The organism is Hydrogenophaga sp. H7, assembly GCF_002025745.1.
GTDB classification, from domain to species: domain Bacteria; phylum Pseudomonadota; class Gammaproteobacteria; order Burkholderiales; family Burkholderiaceae_C; genus Hydrogenophaga; species Hydrogenophaga pseudoflava.
The window spans coordinates 1-16,309 of sequence record NZ_MCIC01000020.1 but is presented as its reverse complement, the minus strand read 5'-3'; the positions used below and the strand labels follow the sequence as shown (position 1 = coordinate 16,309).

General features: G+C 69.8%; 16 protein-coding genes. 9 read left to right on the top strand and 7 right to left on the bottom strand.

The window, feature by feature from the left end; translation table 11 throughout:
- Positions 1–36: 36 nt before the first annotated feature.
- Positions 37–984, top strand: coding sequence for a radical SAM/SPASM domain-containing protein (locus BC358_RS20825; protein ID WP_079367313.1), 948 nt, complete (start codon positions 37–39; stop codon positions 982–984).
- Between the two features lie 7 nt (positions 985–991).
- The gene (locus BC358_RS20820) at positions 992–2,014 is read left to right on the top strand and encodes a phosphopantetheine-binding protein (RefSeq protein ID WP_079367312.1); all 1,023 of its coding nucleotides are present in this window, start codon (positions 992–994) and stop codon (positions 2,012–2,014) included.
- Between the two features lie 17 nt (positions 2,015–2,031).
- Here the strand turns inward: BC358_RS20820 and BC358_RS20815 are convergent, their stop codons facing one another.
- The 3 genes from BC358_RS20815 to BC358_RS20805 are packed head-to-tail and all read right to left on the bottom strand — an operon-like array spanning position 2,032 to position 4,972.
- A complete protein-coding gene (locus tag BC358_RS20815; protein WP_256861603.1) occupies positions 2,032–2,733 on the bottom strand; it encodes an anaerobic ribonucleoside-triphosphate reductase activating protein in 702 nt (233 codons plus the stop codon).
- Positions 2,723–2,914 carry an anaerobic ribonucleoside-triphosphate reductase gene (gene nrdD, locus BC358_RS20810; protein ID WP_066157099.1) on the bottom strand — a complete coding sequence of 64 codons (192 nt, stop codon included), beginning with the start codon at positions 2,912–2,914 and terminating at the stop codon, positions 2,723–2,725. Before nrdD ends, BC358_RS20815 begins: the two co-directional genes overlap by 11 nt.
- A gap of 36 nt (positions 2,915–2,950) precedes the next feature.
- Positions 2,951–4,972 (bottom strand): ribonucleoside triphosphate reductase, encoded by a 2,022-nt coding sequence (locus tag BC358_RS20805; RefSeq protein WP_079367311.1) that lies wholly within the window; start codon positions 4,970–4,972, stop codon positions 2,951–2,953.
- 215 nt (positions 4,973–5,187) lie between these two features.
- Here BC358_RS20805 and BC358_RS20800 point away from each other — a divergent pair, with 215 nt between their 5' ends.
- A complete protein-coding gene (locus tag BC358_RS20800; RefSeq protein WP_079367430.1) occupies positions 5,188–6,474 on the top strand; it encodes an acyl-CoA dehydrogenase family protein in 1,287 nt (428 codons plus the stop codon).
- A 21-nt stretch (positions 6,475–6,495) separates the two neighbouring features.
- Here BC358_RS20800 and BC358_RS20795 read toward each other — a convergent pair whose 3' ends face one another.
- Positions 6,496–7,263: a hypothetical protein gene (locus BC358_RS20795; protein ID WP_079367310.1), complete on the bottom strand. Its 768-nt coding sequence runs from the start codon at positions 7,261–7,263 to the stop codon at positions 6,496–6,498.
- A 130-nt stretch (positions 7,264–7,393) separates the two neighbouring features.
- Between BC358_RS20795 and BC358_RS20790 the strand changes: the two genes are divergently transcribed.
- A complete protein-coding gene (locus tag BC358_RS20790) occupies positions 7,394–8,278 on the top strand; it encodes an AraC family transcriptional regulator (RefSeq protein ID WP_079367309.1) in 885 nt (294 codons plus the stop codon).
- Here the strand turns inward: BC358_RS20790 and BC358_RS20785 are convergent.
- Positions 8,241–9,275 (bottom strand): LLM class flavin-dependent oxidoreductase, encoded by a 1,035-nt coding sequence (locus tag BC358_RS20785; RefSeq protein WP_079367308.1) that lies wholly within the window; start codon positions 9,273–9,275, stop codon positions 8,241–8,243. The two genes, BC358_RS20790 and BC358_RS20785, sit on opposite strands and share 38 nt — an antisense overlap.
- Positions 9,276–9,424: 149 nt before the next feature.
- Between BC358_RS20785 and BC358_RS20780 the strand changes: the two genes are divergently transcribed.
- From BC358_RS20780 to BC358_RS20770, 3 genes are read left to right on the top strand one after another with little or no spacing between them, the layout of a single operon-like run.
- Positions 9,425–10,525: an alkene reductase gene (locus BC358_RS20780; protein WP_079367307.1), complete on the top strand. Its 1,101-nt coding sequence runs from the start codon at positions 9,425–9,427 to the stop codon at positions 10,523–10,525.
- Between the two features lie 44 nt (positions 10,526–10,569).
- Positions 10,570–10,980, top strand: a complete 411-nt coding sequence (locus BC358_RS20775; RefSeq protein WP_079367306.1) for a SirB2 family protein — start codon at positions 10,570–10,572, stop codon at positions 10,978–10,980.
- On the top strand, positions 10,977–11,387 hold the full coding sequence (locus BC358_RS20770; RefSeq protein ID WP_066157122.1) for a YbaN family protein: 411 nt from the start codon (positions 10,977–10,979) through the stop codon (positions 11,385–11,387). Before BC358_RS20775 ends, BC358_RS20770 begins: the two co-directional genes overlap by 4 nt.
- Before the next feature lie 33 nt (positions 11,388–11,420).
- Here BC358_RS20770 and BC358_RS20765 read toward each other — a convergent pair whose 3' ends face one another.
- Entirely contained in the window at positions 11,421–12,350 is a 930-nt protein-coding gene (locus BC358_RS20765) for a LysR family transcriptional regulator (RefSeq protein ID WP_079367305.1), read from the bottom strand.
- A 128-nt stretch (positions 12,351–12,478) separates the two neighbouring features.
- On the opposite strand from BC358_RS20765, the gene BC358_RS20760 reads away from it, so the two are divergent.
- Together BC358_RS20760 and BC358_RS20755 are read left to right on the top strand one after the other, a co-directional pair.
- Positions 12,479–13,435, top strand: coding sequence for a tripartite tricarboxylate transporter substrate binding protein (locus BC358_RS20760; RefSeq protein ID WP_079367304.1), 957 nt, complete (start codon positions 12,479–12,481; stop codon positions 13,433–13,435).
- A gap of 7 nt (positions 13,436–13,442) precedes the next feature.
- A complete protein-coding gene (locus tag BC358_RS20755) occupies positions 13,443–15,479 on the top strand; it encodes a 4-oxalomesaconate tautomerase (RefSeq protein ID WP_079367303.1) in 2,037 nt (678 codons plus the stop codon).
- A gap of 5 nt (positions 15,480–15,484) precedes the next feature.
- On the opposite strand, the gene BC358_RS20750 is transcribed toward BC358_RS20755, so the two are convergent.
- A partial coding sequence (locus tag BC358_RS20750) for a phosphoglycerate kinase (protein ID WP_079367302.1) occupies positions 15,485–16,309 on the bottom strand: 825 nt, incomplete at its 5' end.

Here is a 16,309-nt window from a genome sequence, read left to right as displayed (position 1 = left end):
CACCAAGGCCCCGCCTTCCTGATCCAGGAGAACGCCATGGCCCATGCTGATCTTGAAAACATCGCAAGAACGCTCCGGCGGTTTCCGTTCCCGAAGAAGTTTGCCGTCGAGCTGTGCGCCGAGTGCAATCTGGCGTGTTCGATGTGCCACCACCCGAACATGAAGCGCCCCAAAGGCGTGATGCCCTTCGAGCTCTGGAAGAAGTGCGCCGACGAGATCGCTGCGACGGCGCCAGACACCGAGTGCTGGTTCTCTTTCTGCGGTGAGCCGTTGCTCGAACCCGCACTGCTGTTTCGCTGCCTGAGCTACGGCCGATCCGTCGGCCTCCAGTCGCTCAATGTCAACACCAACGGCATGTTGCTCACACCGGAGCTGGACGATGCCTTGCTGGATTCAGGCGTGCACCTGGTGGTCTTCGGCATCGACGGGTTCTCCAAACAGTCCTTCGAAAAATACCGGGTGAAAGCCAACCGGGACGTGGTCTACGCCAACGCCGAGCGGCTGCTGGCCCGCCGCGATGCGCGCGGTCTGCCGGTCGCGATCCAGACGCAGTTCATCGTGATGGACGACAACGCGTCTGAAGTCGATGCATACAAGGCGCACTGGCTGGAGCGCAATGCGGTCGTCAAAGTCCGCCGTCAGCTCAGCTGGGGCGGCAAGTTCGACACGGGCCTGGCCATCACGCCTGAAAACCGGATCCCCTGTCCATGGGCGATCACGATGATGCATGTCTTCTGGGATGGACGGATCCCGCGCTGCCCGGGCGACACCGAGGGCGAGGAAGGAGAAGGCAACGCGTGGCACGCGTCTCTGAGCGATCTCTGGGCCCGCCTGGGTGGCTACCGGGATCTTCATCTGGCACGCAGTTTTGACGCCCTGCCCGAGCGCTGCAAGACCTGCACGGACTGGATGACGGGCGCCGCCGAGCGCGTGCGGCCGGAGTCCGGGTCGGTCCCCCTTGAGCCCGTCTGCTCGCGCACGTGAGAGCGCCATGAAAAACGCTCTCTTTCTTTGTGGCGTGGGCAATGGCGAGGGCATCCGTCTGGCACTGACCGTCAACCGCGCATCTCCGCGCTGGCAGAGGATCGTGCTGCTCGACGACGACCCGTCCAAGCACGGCACGACGCGCCTCGGCCTGGAGGTCGCAGGGCCGATCAGCCATCTGGCCGGTGTGGATGCCAACTGCTCCGAGGTTGTGAACCTGGTCACCCGCACCACCGATGGGCGCGCCCGGGCACAGGAAAAAATCGGGCAGTACGGCATTCCGTTCACCTCGCTGATCCACCCCGGTGTCGACCTGTTCGGAGCAGAGGTGGCATCGGACGTGACCATCTACCCGCATGCGTCCGTTGGTGCCGAAGCCCGCATCGGACCAGCGTCCGTGCTGCTGATCGGAGCGGTGGCGGGTCACGGCGCCCGCATCGGCCGAGGCTGCGTGGTTGCGCCCAACGCCGTGATCAATGCCCGGGTGACGCTCGGGGACCGGGCGTACGTGGGCTCCAACGCCAGCATCCTGCCCGACTTGCGCATCGGCGCCGGAGCGACGATCGGAGCCAACTGCATGGTCTACACCGACGTGCCGGAAGGAGCGACGGCCATGGGCGTGGCCGCCCAGGTTCTGAGCGCAACACCTCACCACGCGCCGTCCGGTTCGATGGAAGCCCATGGCTTGCAGCCGGACTTTCCAGACGATCCGTCATCAAGCATCGCCAGCGCGGGCAGCGCCCACATCGAAGCCGTCATCACCAAGGCGCTTGTGTACGTGCTTGGCGCCGGAGAGCTGGACAGAAGCGGCAACTTCTTCGAGCTCGGGTGCAACTCGCTCAAGGCGCTGGAACTTGCACAGCATCTGCGCCCCCTGCTGGGGAGGGATGTGCAGGTCGTGGACATCTACCGCTTTCCCACCGCACCGGCGCTGGCCTCCTTTCTGACAGGTGGAGACCCAGCTGCGCTGGGCATGCGCCAGGCGCAGCAGCGAGCGGAAATGAGGCGCCAGCTGCGCTCGCGTGCGTGACCACCTGCGGCATGCGCTCAGCGGCACTCGAAGCGCTCGAAGCGCAAAGCCAGCGCCGCCAGGTCTGAAGCGTCCAGCACGTCCCGGGAGGACGCCGGGCCGCGGCAGGTCTGCAGCACCCAGTGGCGCACCGACTGTGCGGCCAGCTCATCGGCCAGGCGGAACAGGTCGTCGCGCCCGAACAGGCCGGCGTGCCAGGTGGTGCGGCACTCCAGGGCCACGCCGCTGTCCAGCAGCAGGCGCAGGCTGCGCGCGGCGCGCCCGGCACCCCCGCGCGCGCCGGTGACGGTGTCGTGCAGGTGCCGGGGCGCCTTGACGTCCAGCCCCACCCAGTCCAGGTGCGCCAGCGCCTGCGCCAGGCGCTGAGGGTACATGCCGCCGGTGTGCAGACCGGTGGCGTGGCCCATGGCCCGCGCCTCGGCCAGGGCGGGCACCAGCGCCGACTGAAGGGTCGGCTCGCCGCCCGAGAAGACCACGCCGTCGAGCAGCCCGCGGCGCTGCTGCAGGAAGGCCCGCACCGCCGGCCAGGACAGGGCACCGGGCACCGCCGCGTCCAGCAGGGCCGGGTTGTGGCAGTACACGCAGCGCCACGGACAGCCCTGCAGGAACACCACGGCCGCCAGCCGGCCGGGGAAGTCGATCCCGGTCAGCCGCGTCAGCCCGCCGATGCGCAGGGCGTCGGCCCCGCGCCGCGCCGCACTCGACGCCTCAGGCGGCACGGCCGGGTTCGGCAAAGAAGCGCCGCTCGGCGTGTTCACCCTGCTTGCCCCGGTTGAAGCTGCTCACCGGACGGTGGTAGCCCATGACGCGGGTCCAGACCTCGCAGGGCTGGCGCTCGTCGTCGCGCAGGGCGACGTCCTGGGCATGGGCGGGGACGGTGGCGGGTGTGGATGCGTTCATGGTGGTTTCCTTGTGGGGTGGTTGGAGAACGGTGTGTCAGGCCGCCTGCAGCTGGCGTTTGGCGGCCAGCCGCTCGGCGTCGCAGGTCGGGCAGAACGGGTGTTCGCCGGCCAGGTAGCCGTGGGTGGGACAGATGGAGAAGGTGGGCGTGACGGTGATGTAGGGCAGGCGGAAGTTCGTCAGCGCCCGCTGCACCAGGGCGCGGCAGGCGTCGCCGCTGCTCAGACGCTCGCCCATGTACAGGTGCAGCACGGTGCCGCCGGTGTACTGGCGCTGCAGCGGGGCCTGGCGCTCCAGCGCCTCGAACGGGTCGTCGGTGAAGCCCACCGGCAGCTGCGACGAGTTGGTGTAGTAGGGCTGTTCGGGTGTGCCGGCCTGCAGGATGCCGGGCCAGCGCTTGCGGTCCTCGCGCGCGAAGCGGTAGGTGGTGCCCTCGGCCGGGGTGGCCTCGAGGTTGTATAGGTGGCCAGTCTCCTCCTGGAACGCGACGATGCGCGCACGCACGTGGTCGAGGAAGCGCAGCGCGAAGGCGTGGCCCTCGTCGGTGGTGATGTCGTGCGCGTCGCCGCTGAAGTTGCGCACCATCTCGTTGATGCCGTTCACGCCCAGGGTGCTGAAGTGGTTGCGCAGCGTGCCCAGGTAACGTTTGGTGTAGGGGAACAGGCCCTGGTCCATGAGGCGCTGGATCAGCTTGCGCTTGGTCTCCAGGCTCTGTTTGCCCAGTTCCAGCAGGCGGTCCAGCGCGGCCAGCAGGCCGGCCTCGTCACCTGCGTGCAGGTGGCCCAGGCGCGCGCAGTTCACCGTGACCACGCCCAGGCTGCCGGTCTGCTCGGCGCTGCCGAACAGGCCGTTGCCGCGCTTGAGCAGTTCGCGCAAATCCAGCTGCAGGCGGCAGCACATGGAGCGCACCATGTTCGGCTGCAGCTCGGAGTTGATGAAGTTCTGGAAGTAGGGCAGGCCGTACTTGGCTGTCATGTCGAACAGGCGCCGCGCGTTCTCGCTCTCCCAGGGGAAGTCGGGCGTGATGTTGTAGGTGGGAATGGGGAAGGTGAACACGCGGCCCTTGGCGTCGCCCGTGGTCATGACGTCGATGTAGGCGCGGTTGATCAGGTCCATCTCGGCCTGCAACTCGCCGTAGCAGAACGGCATCTCCACACCGGCGATCACGGGCACCTGCTCGCGCAGGTCTTCGGGGCAAACCCAGTCGAAGGTGAGGTTGGTGAACGGCGTCTGCGTGCCCCAGCGCGAGGGCACGTTGAGGTTGTAGACCAGCTCCTGGATGCACTGGCGCACCTGTGCGTAGTCCATGCGGTCCTGTCGCACGTAGGGCGCCAGGTAGGTGTCGAAGGAGGAGAAGGCCTGCGCGCCCGCCCACTCGTTCTGCAGCGTGCCCAGGAAGTTGACGATCTGCCCGACCGCCGACGAGAGGTGCTTCGGCGGACCCGACTCCACCTTGCCCGGCACACCGTTGAGGCCCTCGTTGAGCAGGGTGCGCAGCGACCAGCCCGCGCAGTAGCCGCTGAGCATGTCGAGGTCGTGGATGTGGATGTCGCCGTCGCGGTGGGCTGCGCCGATCTCGGGCGTGTAGACGTGCGAGAGCCAGTAGTTGGCCGTGACCTTGCCGGCCACGTTGAGGATCAGGCCACCCAGCGAATAGCCCTGGTTGGCGTTGGCGTTGACGCGCCAGTCGGCGCGCGTGAGGTACTCGTTGATCGAGGCCTCGACGTCCACCAGGGTCTGGCGGTCGCTGCGCAGCTGGGCGTGCTGCTCGCGGTAGACGATGTAGCCGCGCGCCGTGCGCAGGTGGTTGGCCGCGATCAGGGTCTGCTCGACCACGTCCTGGATCTGCTCGATGGTCGGCGCCGCGCCATTGAAGCGGTGACCCAGAACCTTGACCACCTGCGCGCACAGCAGCTGCGCCTCGGCCCCGTCGAGTTCCCCGCTGGCCTGCCCCGCGCGCGCCAGCGCGGAGCGGATCTTGTCGGCGTTGAAGGCCTCCCGGAGCCCCGAGCGCTTGAGCACCTCGCGCGGCCAGCCGGACACCATCGAATCGTTCATGCAAATCCTCCTTGGACACTACCTATGGTGTCTAAGGTACCCGCCAGACACCATAGGTAGTTTGATTTGCCGCAAAGTCGGCTGCATCAGAAGGCCATCGCCAGCCCCTTTTTTTGCCCGGAAACGGCTTGACCTGCATCAAGCCCGTGACCGACCGGGGCCGGTGTGTCGCCCAGGTGCGGACGGCGCCCCGCACCCGGGCGAACAATCCCGCCATGGACTTCGAACACAGCCCCCGCGCACAGGCGCTGTTGCGCCAGCTGGACCAGTTCCTGCTGACCTATGTGTTGCCGCACAACGCGGCCTGGCACCAGGCGGTGCAGGACGGGCAGTACCCGCCGCCCTTCCTGGAAGACCTCAAGACGCTGGCGAAAGAGGAAGGGCTGTGGAACCTGTTCCTGCCCGGCCTGCGCGCCGACGAGCCGGGCACGCGCCTGGCCAACCTCGACTACGCGCCGCTGGCCGAGGCCATGGGCAAACTGAGCTGGGCGGCCGAGGTGTTCAACTGCAGCGCGCCCGACACCGGCAACATGGAACTGCTGCACCGCTTCGCCACCCCGTCGCAGCGCGAACACTGGCTGATCCCGCTGCTGCACGGCGAGATCCGCTCGGCGTTTGCGATGTCCGAGCCCGACGTGGCCTCGTCGGACCCGACCAACCTGCAGACCACGGTACGGCGCGAGGGCGACGACCTCGTGCTCAGCGGCCGCAAGTGGTTCATCACCGGTGTGGCGCACCCGGCCTGCCGTGTGCTGATCGTGATGGCGCGCAACGAGGGTGACGACGGTGAAGATGCCCACCACCAGCACAGCATGGTGCTGGTGCCCATGGGCACGCCCGGTCTGGAGGTGGTGCGCAACATCCCGGTGGTGCATCACCACGCGCCCGAGGGGCACTGCGAAATCGTGCTGCGGCAGGTTCGGGTGCCGGCCGACCACCTGCTGGGCGACTGGGGCCACGGCTTCGCCATGGCGCAGGCGCGGCTCGGCCCCGGCCGGGTGCACCACTGCATGCGCACCATCGGCCAGTGCGAGCTGGCGCTGGCCCTGGCCACCGAGCGCGCACTGGAGCGGCGCAGCTTCGGCCACCACCTGGCCGACTACGCCAACGTGCAGGAATGGATTGCGCACTCGCGCATCGAGATCGACCAGGCGCGTCTGCTGGTGCTGCGCTGCGCCTGGCTGCTGGACCACCCCGAACAGGCCGAGCCGGCCGCCGTGCGCGCGCAGGTCGCGGCGATCAAGGTGGTGGCCGCCGGCCTGCAGACCCGCGTGGTGGACCGCGCCATGCAGGTCTTCGGCGCCATGGGCCTGTCGCCCGACACGCCGCTGGCGCAGTTCTGGACCTGGGGCCGCGCCCTGCACCTGCTCGACGGCCCGGACGAGGTGCACCTGCGCAGCGTGGCGCGGCACGAGTTCGCGCAGGCGCGCGAGCGGCTGGGCTCGCTGTCGGCCTATTTCACGACGCCGGAGCAGATGCGGACACCGCCGCACCTGAACTGAACCGGCGGCGGGTGTTCCAGTTCAGCGGTCCACCTGGCCCGGCAGCGACAGGTCGCCCGAGGCCACCTTGAACACCTGGGCCACACACAGCAGCGGGGCGTGCACGCTGGCGTTCACGCGCAGGGCCGCGGTGACACCGTCGAATTTCGTGGCCTGCAGCGCCGACACGTTGTCGAAGGGCACACGCACGCTCACGCTGCCGCGCGCGAACGACGGGCTCCAGCCGGGGCTGTCGATCAGCAGCGGCAGACCCGGCCAGGTCCTGGGCAGGCGCGGCCGGCTGCCTTCGGGAATGTCGACCACCTTGAGCGAGTCCTTGCCGCAGGCCTCGTCCGGCTGCAGCACCACCCAGTGCGAGTGCCACACGCCGCCGTCGTTCTTCAGGTGACCGTCGCCGTTTTCGTCGAACAGCGGCGTGTCGTCGAAGTCGGGGTGGGCGGTGACGGCAAAGGCCAGGATGCCGGTCTTGGGCTCGAAGCCGACCTCGGCCGGGTCCAGGCTGGTGGGCCAGACGTAGGAGAACACCTTGCTGCCGGCCAGCTGGCCCGACTTCGTGGGCCGCGTGCGCCCGGCCTTGCCCGAGACCTGCATGTGGAACACCAGGGCGTTGTCCTCGGTGGTGATGCGGGTGTGCACCACGTCGAAGGGCGCGTGGACCGCTTTGGCCGGCGCGGTCGCGATGCCGCCGGTGTGGCCGTGGGTGCCGTCGGCCAGGGCAGGGCCGGCGGCGGCGAGGGCGGCCGCCAGCAGGGCGGTGTTCAGGGGGGTGTGCAGACGGACAGAACGCATGAAAAACTCCTGGGTTGGGGATGGAGGGCGGGCCGCCGGGCGGCGATCCGTGACACCCAGTGTCGGGTTGCAACCTGTTCAGATGGGATCATTTCGTACAGAATTCATACCCTTTCGTCCAAGCCCTGGCATGACCGTCCCGCCCCCGCCCATCGACCGCCTGTCCGGCCTGCTGGAGCGCTTTCCCGTGCGCGCCGAGCTGTCGTTCACCGGCACGCTCTGCGGGGTGCAGAGCTTCACGCCGCCGCCGGGCATGGGCTACCTGCACCTGCTGCGCCGGGGCACGCTCGATGTCACGCACCCGCCGCGGCAGGCTGTGCCGCTGCGCCTGCACCTGAGCGCGCCCGCGCTGCTGTTCTACCCGCGCGCCATCGCCCACCACTTCCACAACCCGCCCATCGAAGGCGCCGACTTCACCTGTGCGCAGCTGTGGTTCGAGGGCGGTCCGGCCCACCCGCTGGTGCGCACCCTGCCCGGCGCCATCGTGCTGTCGCTGGACGAGGTCGAGGGGCTGGGGGCTTCGCTGGAGCTGCTGTTCGCCGAGACCGCCCGCGTGCGCTGCGGCCACCGCCTGCTGGCCGACCGGCTGTTCGAGGTGGTGCTGATCCAGACGCTGCGCTGGCTGCTCGACCACCCGCGCGAGGCCGGCGTGCCTCCCGGCCTGGTCACAGGCCTGGCGGACCCGCGGCTGGCGCGGGCCATCGTGGCCATGCACGACGCCCCCGGCGAGCCCTGGAGCGTGGAGCAGCTGGCGGTGGTGGCCGGCATGTCGCGCACCAGCTTCACCAGCCAGTTCCGGCAGCTGGTGGGCCAGACCCCGGCGGACTACCTGAGCGACTGGCGCATCGGGCTGGCCCAGACGGGCCTGGCGCGGGGCAGCTCCATCAAGCAGCTGGCGAGCGAGCTGGGCTACGCCAACCCCTCGGCCCTGAGCCGCGCCTTCGCCGCCAAGACCGGGCACTCGCCGCGCGAATGGCTCAGGGGATCGTTGCCGCCGGCACCACCGGCGCGCTGACCCGCATCGCCTCGGCCGCGATGTCCAGCGAGCGCAGCCGCAGCGCGGGGTCGAACACGTCGCTCACCAGCATGAACTCGTCGGCCTGGGTGGCGTCGGCCAGTTGCTGCAGGCCGGCTCGCACCGTCTCCGGCCCGCCCACCACGGCGCAGGCCAGGAAGTCGGCGATGGCCGCGCGCGCCTGCGTGTCCAGCCGCTCCATGAAACCGTGCACCGGCGCCGGCAGCTGGCCGCGCCGGCCGGTGAGGATGCCCAGCACGCGCTGGTAGGTGCTGCTGGCCAGGTATTCCGCCTCGTCGTCGGTGGGCGCGGCGATCAGCGGCACGCCGACCACCGCATAGGGCTTGTCCAGCGTCTTCGAGGGCTTGAAGTTCTGCCGGTACAGCTGCAGCGCCTGCAGCAGGTAGCGCGGCGCGAAGTGCGAGGCAAACGCATACGGCAGGCCGCGCTCGGCGGCGAGCTGGGCCGAGAACAGGCTGGAGCCGAGCAGCCAGATCGGCACCTTGGTGCCGGCGCCGGGCATGGCGATCAGGCGCTGGCCGGGTTGCGGGTCGTCCAGCAGGCGCTGCAACTCGGCCACGTCGCGCGGGAAGTCTTCTTCGGTCTCGACGCGGTCGCGGCGCAGCGCGCGCATGGTCAGCGGGTCGGTACCGGGCGCGCGGCCCAGGCCCAGGTCGATGCGGCCGGGGTGCAGCTCGGCCAGCGTGCCGAAGGCCTCGGCCACCACCAGCGGTGCGTGGTTGGGCAGCATCACGCCGCCCGAGCCGACGCGGATGGTCTGCGTGCCGCCCGCGATGTGGCCCACCAGCACGGCCGTGGCCGAGCTGGCGATGCCGCTCATGTTGTGGTGCTCGGCCAGCCAGTAGCGGGTGAAGCCCAGGCGCTCGACGTGCTGTGCGGTGCGCAGCGCGATGGCCAGCGCGTCGGCCACGGTGCCGCCTTCGCGCACGGCGACCAGGTCGAGCATGGACAGGCGGATGGAATGCAGAGGTTTCATGCGCGGGATTGTCCGCCTGTCGTGCGCGGTGTGCGGTCGCCGGCGCGATGGCCGGGGCACCGAAGGGATTTGTCGCCGGCCGGACCAGTCCCCCTGCCGGCCCGCGCTAGGCTGTGCGCCGTTTGTCCGTCTTACACACCGCTGTTCACATGACCACCCTCTTTGACCCCACCACCGCCGGCGACCTGCAGCTCGCCAACCGCATCGTCATGGCCCCGCTCACGCGCAACCGCGCGCCGAACGCCGTGCCCACCCCGCTGATGGCGACCTACTACACCCAGCGCGCCAGCGCCGGCCTGCTGGTCACCGAAGCCACCGCCATCAGCCACCAGGGCCAGGGCTACGCCGACGTGCCCGGCCTGTACGCGCCCGAGCAGATCGCGGGCTGGCAGGCCGTGACGAGCGCCGTGCACGCGGCCGGCGGCAAGATCGTGACCCAGCTCTGGCACGTGGGCCGCGTCTCGCACAACGAGCTGCAGCCCGGCGGCGGCGCACCCGTCGCGCCCTCGGCTGTGACGGCCAAGACCAAGACCGTGCTGCTCAAGGACGGCGTGCCGACCTTCGTCGACACCTCGGCGCCGCGCGCGCTGCAACTGGACGAGCTGCCGGGCATCGTGGACGACTACCGCCGCGCTGCGCAGGCCGCCATTGAAGCGGGCTTCGACGGTGTCGAGATCCACGCCGCCAACGGCTACCTGCTCGACCAGTTCCTCAAGACCGGTGCCAACCAGCGCACCGACGCCTACGGCGGCTCCATCGAGAACCGCGCGCGCCTGCTGCTGGAGGTGGTGTCCGCGGTGACCGAGGCCATCGGCGGCGGCCGCACCGGCATCCGCCTCTCGCCCGTCACGCCGGCCAACGACATCGTCGACGCCGACCCGCAGCCGCTGTTCGACCACGTGGCGCGCGCGCTCGGGCCGATGGGCCTGGCCTATGTGCACGTGATCGAAGGCGCCACCGGCGGCCCCCGCGAGCTGGCCGACCGGCCCTTCGACTACGCCGCGTTCAAGGCCGCCTACCGCGCGGCCGGCGGCAGCGGCGCCTGGATGGTCAACAACGGCTACGACCTGGCGCTGGCCCAGCAGGCCCTGGCCGACGGCGCCGACCTGGTGGCCTTCGGTCGCCCCTACATTGCCAACCCCGACCTGGTGGCGCGCCTGAAGGCCGGCGGTCCGTTCAACAAACCCGACAAGATGACCTTCTACGGTGGTGGCGCCGAGGGGTACACCGATTACCCCTTCCTGAACTGACGCAACCACGCTCCGCCGCTGCAGCCGCCTATGATGCGCGGACCATGCCCTCGCCCGAACTGATCGCCGCTCTCTACCCCACGGTGCGGTCCCTGCACATCACCCTGGTGACGCTCAGCGTCGCGCTGTTCACCGTGCGCGGTCTGGGCGTGCTGGCGGGGCAGGCCTGGCCCATGACGGGCTGGGCGCGCGGCCTGGCACCGGTCATCGACTCGCTGCTGCTGCTGGCCGGCGGCACGCTGTGGTGGCTGCTGCAGCTCAACCCCACGCAGAACCACTGGCTGCTGGCCAAGCTGGTGCTGCTGATCGTGTACATCGTGCTCGGCACGCTGGCGCTGAAACGCGCGCCCACGCGCGGCGCCAAGGCGCTCTGTTTTGTCGCCGCGCTGGCCGTGGTCGGCTTCATGGCCAGCATCGCCGTGGCACACCACCCGCTGGGCCTGTTCGCCTCATGAGCCAGGGCGACCAGGGCGCGGCGCCGGTCCACCACTCTCGCCTGGTGCGCGGCCTGCTCTGGGTCGCCGGCTCGGTGTCGCTGGTGCTGGGCCTGATCGGCGTGGTGCTGCCCGGCCTGCCCACCACGCCCTTCATCCTGCTGGCCGCGGCCTGCTATGCGAAAGCCTCGCCGCGGTTGCACGCCTGGCTGCTCAACCACCGGCTCACCGGCCCGATGCTGCGCGACTGGGAGGCCAACCGCAGCCTCACGCGGCGCACCAAGACCATCGCCGTGGTCTCGATGCTGGTGATGGTGAGCTTCTCGATCTGGAGCTTCCGCCACCGCTGGATCGCACAGGTGGTGCTGGTGGTGCTGGGCGCGGTGGGCGCCTGGGTGGTGCTGCGCATTCCGACGCGCAAGCCCTGAAACTCCGCAGGCCCTGAGCCACCGCCGGCCGTGTCAGGCCGCGGCCTTGCGCGCGCGCCGGCGGCGCTGGCCGGTCTGCATCTCGGCGCAGAGGTTGTAGAACTCCTGCGCCGCCGGTGTGAGCACGGTCGAGCGGCGCTTGATCAGGCCCACCATGCGCTTGACCACCGGGTCCACCAGCGGCACGCTGGCCAGCAGCGGGTGGTCCTTGGCGGGCATGGCCATCGAGGGCACCACCGCCACGCCCAGCCCCGCCTCCACCAGGCCGATCATGGTCGTGCCGTGCCGCGTTTCGTACAGGCTGTGCGGCTGCTCGGCCATGCCGGCCAGGGCCTGGTCCAGCAGCAGGCGGTTGCCCGAGACCTTGTCGGCCGCGATGTAGTCGTACTGCGCGAGTTCGGCCCAGCGCACCTGGCGCTTCTTCGCCAGCGGGTGGTCGCGCCGGCAGGCCGCCACGAACTGCTCCTCCACCAGCGGCTTGAACTCCACATCGCCCTCCTGCGAGCCGACGAAGTTCAGGCCGAAGTCGGCCTCGCCGCGCGCCACCGCCAGCAGCACCGTGTTGGCGCTCTCGTCGATGATCTTCACGCGCACCCGCGGGTAGCGCTCGTGGTAACGCGCGATCACACTGGAGAGAAAGTAGTTCACCGCCGAGGGCACAGCCGCGATGGTGACCTCGCCCATGCGCGTGGCGGCCACGCCGCGGATGCCCAGCAGCGTGGTGTCCAGCGCGTCGAGGATCTGGCGCAGCTGGCGGTCGAAGTCGCGCCCCACCACCGTCAGGCTGACGCGCCGCGTGCTGCGCTCCAGCAGGCGCACACCCAGCGCCTGCTCCAGCTTGTCGATGCGGCGGCTGAAGGCCGGCTGCGAGATGTGGACCGATTCGGCCGCCTTGCGGAAGTTGCCGAGTTCGGCCACCGCGCGGAACGCCATGAGGTCGTTGAGATCGAAATGGACGGACATGGGAGGTGCTGGACACGGGGTTTCTGATTGATGCACATTGTGGATCAATCGATCCCAACTATGCAATTCACAGACATCTCCGGGCGACGGATCATTCGCCCACTTTCCCCAACACCGGAGACAAACCCATGAAGTCCACCCTCACCGCCATCGCCCTCGCCCTCACCGCCCTCACCAGCGCCGCCCAGGGCTTCCCCAGCAAGAACGTCACCATCGTCGTGCCCACCGCCGCCGGTGGCGGCAACGACCTGATGGCCCGCACCATCGCGCAGAAGCTGGCGCCCATGCTGGGCCAGAGCGTGATCGTGGAGAACAAGGCCGGCGCCAACGGCGCCATCGCCAGCGAGTTCGTGGCCCGCGCCGCACCCGACGGCCACACGCTGATGCTGGGCTACATCGCCACCCACGCCATGAACCCGGCGCTGCAGAAGCTGCGCTACGACCCGGTGACCGACTTCGAGCCGGTCGCCATGGTGGGCTACTCGGGCACGCTGATGGTGGCCAACGCCGCTGTGGGCGTGAAGGATGTGAAGGACCTGGTGGCCCAGCTCAAGGCCAAGCCCGAGCGCTACGTCTACGCCACCGCCGGCAACGGCACCGCGCCGCACTTTGCGGGCGAGCTGTTCAAGCTCAACGCGGGTGTCGAGATGATCGGCGTGCCCTACAAGGGCTCGTCGCCGGCGATCAACGACACCCTGGGTGGTCAGACGCAGTTCATGTTCCCCAGCCTGTTCTCGGCCCTGCCGCACGTCAAGGGCGGCAAGCTCAAGGCGCTGGCCATCGCCGGTCCGAAGCGCTCGCCGCTGCTGCCCGACGTGCCGACCATGAAGGAAGCCGGTGTCGACGGCGTCGAGGTGCAGCAGTGGTACGCGATCTTCGCGCCCGCAAAGACACCGAAGGACGTGATCGCCAAGCTCAACAAGTCCATCAACGAAGTGCTGGCCGACAAGGAAGTCATCAAACGCATGGAAGACCACGGCGCCGATGTCGAGACCAGCACGCCCGAGCAGCTGGGCAGCCTGGTGAAGACCGAGCTCGCCAAGTGGAAGAACGTGGTGGTCAAGGCCAGGATCACCGCAGACTGAGCACGCCATGTCCCTCTCCATCCCCTGCGTGCTGATGCGCGCCGGCACCTCGCGCGGGCCGTTCTTCCTGCGCGACTGGCTGCCCGAAGGCGACGAGGCGCGCGACCAGGCGCTGATCGGCGCCATCGGAGCGTCGGACCCGCTGCAGCTCGACGGCCTGGGCGGTGGCAGCACGCTCAACAGCAAGGTCGCCATCGTCTCGCGCTCCAGCGTGCCGGGCTGCGACCTGGACTACCTGTTCGCCCAGGTCGGCGTCGGCCACCGCTCGGTGGACACGCGGCCCAACTGCGGCAACATGCTCTCGGGCGTGGCGCCGTTCGCCATCGAGCAGGGGCTGATCACCGCGCAGGACGGCAGCACCACGGTCCGCATCCACAACGTCAACACCGGCTCGCAGATCGAGGCCACGGTGCGCACGCCGGGCGGCAAGGTGAGCTACGACGGCGACGCGCGCATCGACGGCGTGGCCGGCACCGCGGCGCCCATCCTGCTGAACTTCCTCGACGCCTGGGGCGCGGTCACGGGCCAGGTGTTTCCCACCGGCCAGCGCATCGACACCATCGACGGTCTGGAGGTGACCTGCATCGACGCGGCCATGCCGCTGATGATCCTGCGCGCCATCGACCTCGGCCTCACCGGCCGCGAACGGCCGGCCGAGCTGGACGCCAACCCGTCGCTGCTGGCGCGCATCGAGGCGCTGCGGCTGGAAGCCGGCCGGCGCATGGGCCTGGGCGACGTGTCGGGCAGCGTGGTGCCCAAGCCGGTGCTGGTCAGCGCGGGCGACTCGCTGGACAGCATCACCTCGCGCTACTTCACACCGCACAAGTGCCACGCCTCGCACGCGGTCACCGGCGCCATCGGTGTGGCCACGGCGTTTGCTTTGCCTGGCACGGTGGCCAGCGGCATCGCGCGCCAGGCGGGCCGCCATGCGCTGGTGGTGCTGCACCCGGCCGGGCAGATCGACGTGGCGGTGGACATTGAAGGAGAGGGCGAGGCCATCGAGGTCAGGAGCGCCGCCCTGGTGCGCACCGCCCGCAAGATCATGCAGGGCATGCTGCACCTGCCGGGCTATGTGTTCCCGCCCGCGGCGCCGGTGCCCGGCAGCGTGGCACCGTCGGCGTCCAGCGCGGTGCGCAACTTTCCGCAGCACGAGCTGCACATCATCGTGCCGACCAGCGCGGGCGGCGGCAACGACACCATGGCGCGCACGCTCACGCGCAAGCTGGGCCCCCTGCTGGGCCAGCCGCTGGTGGTGGACAACCGGGCGGGCGCCAACGGCAGCATCGCCGCCGAATACGTAGCCGCCGCCGAACCCGACGGCCACACCCTGATGTTCGGCTACATCGCCACCCACGGCATCAACCCCGCGCTGCAGAAGCTGCGCTACGACCCGGTGGCCGACTTTTCGCCGGTGGGCCTGATCGGCTATTCGCCCACGCTGCTGGTGGTGCCGGCGGCGCTGCCGGTGGACGACGTGGCCTCGCTGGTGCGGCTGCTGCGCGACGCGCCGGCACCCATGGCCTACGCCTCGGCCGGCGAAGGCACGGTGCCGCACCTGGCGGCCGAGCTGTTCCAGCTGCAGACCGGCACGCGACTGACCCGCGCCGACTTCTCAGGCGCCGGGCCGGCGATCGCGGATGTGGCCAACGGCCTGGTGCAGCTGATGTTCCCGAGCCTGTTCACGGCCCTGCCCTACCTGCGCAGCAAGCGGCTGAAGGCCCTGGCGGTGGCGGGCACCGAACGGCTGGCGGCCTGCCCCGATGTGCCGACGCTGTCGGAAGCCGGGGTGCCGGGTGTGGCCATGACCCAGTGGTACGCGCTGTTCGCGCCGGCCAAGACGCCACACAGCGTCACGCGCCAGCTCAACACCGCGCTCAACACGGTGCTGCGCGACCCGGAGGTCGCGGCCCGCATGCAGGCCGAAGGCGCCCAGGTGCAGACCTCGACGCCGGGCGAGTTGCACGACCTGCTGCTCGCCGAGGGCGAGCGCTGGCAGGACGTGGTGCGTCAGACCGGCCTGCGCCTGAACATGGCCGCCGACTGAGCCGGTCAGGCCGCGCGGCGCGCGAGCACTTCAAACGCCGGCAGCGTCTTGCCTTCCAGCACTTCCAGGAAGGCGCCACCACCGGTGGAGATGTAGCCCACGTCCTTCTCGATGCCGTACTTGGCAATCGCGGCCAGCGTGTCGCCACCGCCGGCGATGCTGAACGCGCTGCTTTCGGCGATCGCCTGCGCGATCACCTTGGTGCCGTTCTCGAAGGCGGCGAACTCGAACACGCCCACCGGGCCGTTCCAGACGATGGTGCCGGCGGCCTTGAGCTTCTCGGCCAGCCTGGCCGCGGTCTTGGGGCCGATGTCCAGGATCAGGTCGTCGTCGGCCACCTCGGTGGCGGCTTTGACCGTCGCGGGTGCATCCGCGGCGAAGGCCTTGGCGCAGACCACGTCCTCGGGGATCGGCACCTCGGCACCGCGCGCCTTCATGGCTTCGATCACCGCCGTGGCTTCGCCCAGCAGATCGGGCTCGGCCAGGCTCTTGCCGATCTTCAGACCCGCGGCCAGCATGAAGGTGTTGGCGATGCCGCCGCCGACGATCAGGCCGTCGACGTTCTTGGCCAGGGCCTGCAGGATGGTCAGCTTGGTCGAGACCTTGGAGCCGGCGACGATGGCGACCAGCGGGCGCTTCGGGTTGGCCAGCGCTTTGGAAATCGCATCCATCTCGGCCGCCAGCAGCGGGCCGGCGCAGGCGATGGGTGCCGTCTCGGCGATGCCGTAGGTCGTGCCTTCGGCGCGGTGCGCGGTGCCGAAGGCGTCGTGCACGAAGATGTCGCAGAGCTTGCCCAGCTTGGCGGCCAGCTCGGGCTTGTTCTTCTTCTC